The organism is Paraburkholderia sp. SIMBA_054, from assembly GCF_046534875.1.
In the GTDB taxonomy this organism is placed as follows: Bacteria; Pseudomonadota; Gammaproteobacteria; order Burkholderiales; family Burkholderiaceae; genus Paraburkholderia; species Paraburkholderia hospita.
In genome coordinates, this window is record NZ_JAWRXV010001834.1 from 1 (window position 1) to 231 (window position 231).

The 231-nt window shown below is 70.6% G+C and carries 1 protein-coding gene; it reads left to right on the plus strand.

Annotation, left to right across the window (positions count from 1 at the left end):
• Nucleotides 1-231 (plus strand): cellulase family glycosylhydrolase (locus tag SB822_RS61380; protein ID WP_410859704.1); only part of this gene is annotated, 231 nt, incomplete at both ends.

Below are 231 nucleotides of genomic sequence, written 5' to 3' on the forward strand. Positions count from 1 at the left end.
GCCGGTGCCCGGCCGGCAGACCTGGCTGGAGGAAGGCTTCCGCCGCACCGACGAACTGCTGGCCTGGGCCAAGGCCAACGACATGTACCTGATCCTGGACCTGCACGCCGCACCGGGCGGCCAGGGCAACGACATCAACATCTCCGACCGCGACCCGGCCAAGCCCTCGCTATGGGACGACCCGGCCCAGCAGGAGAAGATGATCGCGCTGTGGCGCCGGCTGGCCGAGCG